This is a genomic window from Pseudomonas sp. B392_1p, from assembly GCF_052245235.1.
Classification (GTDB): domain Bacteria; phylum Pseudomonadota; class Gammaproteobacteria; order Pseudomonadales; family Pseudomonadaceae; genus Serpens; species Serpens gallinarum.
The window spans coordinates 477,323-484,025 of record NZ_JBQPXM010000001.1 but is presented as its reverse complement, the minus strand read 5'-3'; the positions used below and the strand labels follow the sequence as shown (position 1 = coordinate 484,025).

Annotated in this window: 5 protein-coding genes; 4 read left to right on the top strand and 1 reads right to left on the bottom strand. The window is 60.7% G+C overall.

What is annotated here, in order from left to right; translation table 11 throughout:
* Positions 1–354: 354 nt before the first annotated feature.
* Positions 355–1,554, bottom strand: a complete 1,200-nt coding sequence (gene tyrS, locus ACTV8E_RS02265; protein WP_251835810.1) for a tyrosine--tRNA ligase — start codon at positions 1,552–1,554, stop codon at positions 355–357.
* Here tyrS and ACTV8E_RS02260 point away from each other — a divergent pair.
* The 4 genes from ACTV8E_RS02260 (at position 1,553) to ACTV8E_RS02245 (ending at position 6,529) form a co-directional block, all read left to right on the top strand.
* On the top strand, positions 1,553–1,708 hold the full coding sequence (locus ACTV8E_RS02260) for a hypothetical protein (RefSeq protein ID WP_443198319.1): 156 nt from the start codon (positions 1,553–1,555) through the stop codon (positions 1,706–1,708). The genes tyrS and ACTV8E_RS02260 overlap by 2 nt on opposite strands.
* A 34-nt stretch (positions 1,709–1,742) precedes the next feature.
* Positions 1,743–3,962: a primosomal protein N' gene (locus tag ACTV8E_RS02255; RefSeq protein ID WP_443198318.1), complete on the top strand. Its 2,220-nt coding sequence runs from the start codon at positions 1,743–1,745 to the stop codon at positions 3,960–3,962.
* A 146-nt stretch (positions 3,963–4,108) separates the two neighbouring features.
* On the top strand, positions 4,109–5,848 hold the full coding sequence (gene argS / locus ACTV8E_RS02250) for an arginine--tRNA ligase (RefSeq protein ID WP_251835808.1): 1,740 nt from the start codon (positions 4,109–4,111) through the stop codon (positions 5,846–5,848).
* Positions 5,849–6,529, top strand: coding sequence for an SPOR domain-containing protein (locus ACTV8E_RS02245; protein ID WP_251835807.1), 681 nt, complete (start codon positions 5,849–5,851; stop codon positions 6,527–6,529).
* Positions 6,530–6,703: the final 174 nt, after the last annotated feature.

Genomic DNA, 6,703 nt, shown 5'->3' with positions numbered 1-6,703 from the left:
TGATTCAGTTGTTAAAGAACGTTTCGATCTGGACCGGAGGTCGCTAACCGAGGCCGCGCATTCTACAGCAGCCTTACGTGCCGTCAAGTTGTTTTTGAAGATTTTTTTCAACCTTCTCAACCACTTGCGCTACCGACCGAAGCAAACCCCAGCTCGGTAGCGGGAGGCGAATTCTACAGCAACCTGAGCTGCTGTCAACTCCAACCTCGCACCGCCTTCGCTTCGAAAAGCGAAGCTTCCGACACTCTTCAAACCGCTTAACTCGTTGATCTACAAGGAGTTTTCAGTAAGGTCTGCACCGGAAGTGGGGCGCATTATAGGCCGCTGGATTCTGCCGTCAATGGTTATTTTAGCCTATTCTGCTTTAAGGGTGATTCGGGCAAACGCCTTCTTGCCCGCCTGGCAAACATGGCTACTGCCCAGCCTGAACATGAACCCCCGATCCACCGGCTCTCCGTCCACTTTTACACTGCCGGCATTCAGCAGGTCGCGGGCACCGGCCGCGTTCTTAACCAGGCCTGCCTTATTCAGCACGGAAGAGATCGGCATATCTTCTGAAGCCAACAATTCGATTTCGGGGAGATCCTCCGGCAGCTCACCGTCCTTCATGCGATTACCCGCAGAGCGATGCGCTGTTGCGGCCGCTTCCTCGCCATGGAATCGAGCAACAAGCTCCTCGGCCAGCTTGATCTTGATATCGCGCGGATTGGCGCCTCGCTCGACATCTCGCTTGAACTGCTCGATCTCTTCCATCGAGCGGAAGCTCAGCAATTCAAAGTAGCGCCACATCATCGAATCCGGCAGCGACACCAGCTTGTTGTACATCACGCCCGGCGCTTCCTGGATGCCTACATAGTTACCCAGCGACTTGGACATCTTCTTCACGCCGTCCAGCCCCTCGAGCAGCGGCATGGTCAGAATGCACTGCGGCTCTTGACCATAGGCGCGCTGTAGCTCGCGACCCATCAGCAGGTTGAACTTCTGATCAGTGCCGCCCAGCTCCATGTCCGCACGCAAAGCCACAGAGTCATAACCCTGGACCAACGGATAGAGGAACTCATGAATAGCAATCGGCTGATTGGAGGTGTAACGCTTGCTGAAATCGTCGCGCTCGAGCATACGCGCCACGGTGTACTGAGATGACAGGCGAATGAAGTCAGCAGGACTCAACTGATCCATCCAGGTGGAGTTGAAGGCCACCTCAGTCTTAGCCGGGTCGAGGATCTTGAATACCTGGGTCTTGTAGGTTTCGGCATTCTCAAGCACCTGCTCGCGGGTCAACGGCGGGCGGGTAGCACTTTTGCCGCTCGGATCACCGATCATGCCGGTGAAGTCGCCGATCAGGAAAACAACCTGATGGCCGAGGTCCTGGAACTGCCGCAGCTTATTAATAAGCACGGTATGCCCTAGGTGCAGATCAGGAGCGGTCGGGTCGAAGCCTGCCTTGATTCTTAGTGGCTGCCCGCGCTTGAGCTTTTCGACCAGCTCAGCCTCGATCAGAATCTCATCCGCACCGCGCTTGATCAGCGCCAGCTGCTCTTCGACAGACTTCATGAAAGCACTCGTTACCCAGATTGACGAAAGCCTGCAACCATACAAGATCAAGGCTCAAAAACAAATTTGTCCCGACAGCAATCCTGCCATTTATTCCTCTCGTTCCCCCTGTGCTTACCAGGCGTTGCCCGCGAACGCCTTCACCCACTCCTGATAAGATCATCGCTCACTTGCCAGGGATCGACTGCGTGCCCGACCTTATTCTCCGCCTCGCCCTGCCTTCACCCTTGCGCAGGCTGTTCGACTACCTCGCTCCCGCCGACGTGCCACCCTCTGTGCTCCAGCCCGGCGCACGTCTACGCGTACCGTTCGGTCGCCGCGAAATTGTGGGGGTCTTGGTTGAGGTCACACAGCAAAGTGACGTACCGCCGGACAAGCTCAAGCCAGCACTGGAGCTGCTCGACTCAGAACCCCCACTGCCTCCCGCGTTGCTCAAGTTGTGCCTGTGGACTGCGCAGTACTATCAACACAGTCTTGGCGATACCCTGAGCTGGGCCCTGCCAACGCTGCTTCGCCAGGGTGAGCCGGCTGAAGTGCGTCAGGAACGAATCTGGTTACCGGTCGAAGGCGCCCGCATTGATGACCCGCGCCTAAGCCGAGCACCGCGCCAGCGCGAAGCCCTCAAAGCGGTGCTCCAGCATCCCCAAGGGGTGCGACATAGCCTGCTGAGCACACTGCAATTAAACCGCGACAGCCTTGAGTTGCTACTGGAAAAAAACCTGCTGCGAACCGAGACGCGCCGCCGTGCGCCCCGTGTGCACAATGGTGGCTGGCTGGCCCAGCCGGAGTTACCGCTGAATGCAGAACAGCGCGCGGCCTACGAAGCCATTCGTGCGGGTTTCGGCAGTTTTCAGGCGTCGCTCCTCGCCGGCGTTACCGGCAGCGGCAAGACCGAGGTGTACCTGCAACTGATCCGTGAAACCCTGGAAGCCGGCAAGCAGGCCTTGGTGCTGATTCCCGAGATCAACCTAGGACCGCAAACCCTCGCGCGTTTTGAACAGCGCTTCAACGCCCGCATCGCCCTGCTGCACTCCAACGTGAATGACCGCGAACGCCTGGACGCCTGGCTGGCGGCTCGCGATGGCGAGGCCGATATTGTCATCGGCACTCGTTCAGCCCTGTTCACGCCCCTGAAAAACCCAGGACTGATTATCATCGACGAGGAACACGACGCCTCCTATAAACAGCAGGAAGGCTTGCGCTACCACGCCCGTGACCTGGCGCTGGTGCGCGCCCGCCAGGAAAACCTGCCGATCGTTCTCGGTTCAGCCACCCCTTCGCTGGAGAGCCTGCACAATGCCGAGGCGGGACGCTATGGGCTGCTCAAGCTCACCCAGCGGGCCGGCGGCGCGCAGGCACCACGCTTTTTGCGCTTGGATATAAAAAGCCTGCCGCTCGACTCGGGAATTTCTGGCCCGCTGCAACAAGCGATGCGCCAGACCCTCGAAGCGGGCCAACAAGTCCTGGTCTTTCTCAACCGCCGTGGTTTCGCGCCAACCCTGCTCTGCCACGACTGCGGCTGGCTCAGCCAATGCCCGCGCTGCGATGCACGCATGACCCTGCATCAACGCCACAATGAACTGCGCTGTCATCACTGCGGTCATGTCGAGCGGCCGCCACGCAATTGTCCGTCTTGCAATCATGTCGACCTGCGTCCGGTCGGTGCTGGAACCGAGCGTGCCGAAGAACGGCTCAGCATTCTGTTTCCCGACTACCCGGTTCTGCGCATCGACCGCGACAGCACTTCACGCAAAGGCGCCATTGAAGAACTGCTCAGCACCATTAATCGCGGCGAGCCCTGTGTCTTGGTCGGCACGCAGATGCTTGCCAAGGGGCACCACTTCCCGCGGGTGACCCTGGTGGCGATTCTGGATGCCGATGGCGGGCTGTTCTCTGCCGACTTCCGCGCCCCGGAACGCATGGCCCAATTGATCGTGCAGGTTGCCGGGCGCGCCGGACGGGCCGAAGAAGCCGGCAAGGTCATCATCCAGACGCATTTGGCCGAGCACCCCCTGCTGGTGCAACTCACCGAACAGGGCTACTTCGCCTTTGCCGAACAAGCCCTGAGTGAGCGTCGCGCCGCCGGGCTTCCTCCGTTCAGTCACCTCGCCCTCTTGCGCGCCGAGGCACACAAGCCGGGACAGGCCGAAGACTTCCTCGACCAAGCCTACCTGCAGGCCGAACAACTCATGGATGAACTGGGTCTGCAAGGCATCGAGCTGCTGGGACCGGTGCCCGCGCCCATGGAACGGAGAGCCGGGCGTTATCGCGCGCAGCTGTTGATACAAGGCAGCGCGCGGGTTCCGCTGCATCGCCTGCTGCACGCCTGGCTGCCCTACGTTGAAACGCTACCTGGCAGCCGCTCGGTACGCTGGTCGCTGGATATTGATCCCATCGATCTTTTCTAGACTGTTCCAGTACTGGTCACACAGCGCAACCACGCCGGATTCAAGAAGTCGCGTCGACTATTACCTGCAGCCGGTGGCTTGCCAGTCACCGCTGCTTCTATAATGTGCGGTTTTTGAACAAAGCCTTGGGGCCGACGAGCACACCGATGAAAGACAGCATTCGCCACCTGATCCAGCAAGCCCTCACCCGCCTCACGACAGACGGCGTGCTCCCTGAAGGCCTGACGCCGGCAATCCAGGTGGAGAACACCAAGGACAAGAGCCACGGCGACTTTGCCAGCAACATCGCCATGATGCTGGCCAAGCCGGCCGGCATGAAGCCACGCGAGCTGGCGGAAAAACTGATCGCCGCCCTGCCGGCCGACCCGGCCATCAGCAAGGTGGCTATCGCCGGCCCGGGTTTCCTCAATTTCTTCCAGAATTCCGACATGCTCGCCCAGCGCCTAGAAGCCGCGCTTGCCGATGCGCGTCTCGGCGTACGCAAGGGCAGCGCTCGCGAAAAGGTGGTAATTGACCTGTCCTCGCCTAACCTGGCCAAGGAAATGCACGTCGGCCACCTGCGCTCGACCATCATCGGCGACGCCGTAGGCCGCGTACTGGAGTTTCTCGGCGATGAGGTGATCCGCCAGAACCACGTGGGCGACTGGGGCACCCAGTTCGGCATGCTGTTGGCCTACCTGGAAGAAAACCCGGCCGCCGCCGAAAGCGAACTGTCCGATCTTGAACAGTTCTACCGCGCCGCCAAGACGCGCTTCGATGACTCGCCGGCCTTCGCAGACCGCGCCCGCGAGCTGGTGGTCAAGCTGCAGGCCGAAGATCCCGAGTGCCTGCGACTGTGGACGCGCTTCAACGAAATTTCCCTCTCGCACTGCCAAAAGGTCTATGAGCGCCTCAACGTCAAACTGACCCCTGCCGACGTCAAGGGCGAAAGTGCCTATAACGCCGAGCTGCCGGGCATCGTCAATGCGCTGCGCGACAAGGACCTGCTCACCGAGGACCAAGGCGCCCAGTGCGTCTTCCTCGACGAGTTCCAGAACGCCGAAGGCAATCCTTTGCCGGTCATCGTGCAGAAAGCCGGTGGCGGCTACCTGTATGCCACCACGGACCTGGCCGCCATGCGCTACCGCAGCGCCAGCCTGAAGGCTGATCGCGCCCTGTATTTCGTTGATCAGCGTCAGGCCCTGCACTTCCAGATGGCCTTCGAGGTGGCGCGCCGCGCTGGTTTCGTGCATGACGGCATGCGCCTTGAGCACATGGGCTTCGGCACCATGAACGGCGCCGATGGCCGTCCGTTCAAGACTCGCGACGGCGGCACGGTGAAGCTGATCGACCTGCTCGACGAAGCCGAACAGCGCGCCTACGACCTGGTCAAGGGCAAAAACCCCGAACTGGATGACGCCGAACTGCGCCAGATTGCCCGTGCTGTGGGCATTGGCGCGGTCAAATACGCCGACCTGTCCAAGCACCGCACCAGCGACTACAGCTTCAACTTCGAACAGATGCTCAGCTTCGAAGGCAACACGGCGCCTTATCTTCTGTATGCCTACACCCGTGTGGCCAGCGTGTTCCGCAAACTGGGCAAGGGCATCGATGAGGTGGACGGCCAGATCGACCTGGTGGCCGAACAGGAACAAGCCCTTGCCGCCAAGCTGGCGCAGTTTGGCGAAGTGCTGAATAACGTTGGCGAGAAAGGCGTGCCGCACCTACTGTGCGCCTACCTGTACGATCTGGCCGGGCTGTTCTCCAGCTTCTACGAGCACTGCCCGATTCTCTCCGCCGAAGAGGAGGCCACCCGGCAGAGCCGTCTGCGCCTGGCCGCATTGACCGGCCGCACCCTCAAGCAGGGTCTGCAACTGCTCGGCCTGGAACCTCTGGAGCGCATGTAAATGGCCGCCGCACGCAAGAAACCCGCCCCCAAGCGCGGCGCCAGCCGCCCCCAGGCTCCGGCGCAAAAGCCGGTACCGGGGTGGGTGTGGCTGGCGTGCGGCTTGGTCATCGGTGGCTTCGTAATGTTTCTCATGAGCCTCGAGCCAGGCAAAGACAGCATCAAGCGCCCGGTCGAGCAGGCACACAAGAATGCGAAACCAGCAAAAGAACAACAGCCGGCCAAACCCAAATATGACTTCTATACCCTGCTCCCCGAGTCGGAAGTCATCGTTCCCCCGGAAAGCCTGCCCCGCACCCCGCCGGCTCCAGCACCGAAGCCGGCTGCCAAACCGGTAACTCCGCAGGAAGCGGCGAAAATCGACACCGAGCGCGCCCTGGCTGCGCTCAGCGGCAAGATTCCACCACCGCCTCCGCGTGTAGCAACGGCAGTGCCTGCCACCCACCAATTCTTCCTGCAGGCAGGGTCTTTCCAGACCCGCGCCCAGGCTGAAAGCGTAAGGGCTCAGGTGACCTTGATCGGGCAGGTGGCACGGCTGGAATCCGGCACGGTGGGCGATCGCACCTGGCACCGCGTGCTGGTCGGGCCCTTCAACAGCCGCGAGCAGATGAACAGCGCGCAAAAACAGCTGAGCAGCAATGGCTTCAGCAATCTGCTGCCGCAGCAACGCAAGGTACAGTAACTTCACGCCAGTGCTCATGTCCGGCCTCGATGAGGTCGGACATGCTGCGTATCTCGCTCAAAAAAAAAGCGCCGCACGTCACACCACCCCTGTGTTTTCTACGGTGTGCTCGTCGGTTTTTGTTACGCACCTGCGGCCTTTGCTTGAAGCACAACAACCCCATCCCCATATAGG

Coding starts and splice junctions, on each gene's coding strand:
- tyrS (WP_251835810.1), bottom strand. CDS start 1,554: ATGAAGTCTGTCGAAGAGCAGCTGGCGCTGATCAAGCGCGGTGCGGAT.
- ACTV8E_RS02260 (WP_443198319.1), top strand. CDS start 1,553: ATGAAAGCACTCGTTACCCAGATTGACGAAAGCCTGCAACCATACAAG.
- argS (WP_251835808.1), top strand. CDS start 4,109: ATGAAAGACAGCATTCGCCACCTGATCCAGCAAGCCCTCACCCGCCTC.
- ACTV8E_RS02245 (WP_251835807.1), top strand. CDS start 5,849: ATGGCCGCCGCACGCAAGAAACCCGCCCCCAAGCGCGGCGCCAGCCGC.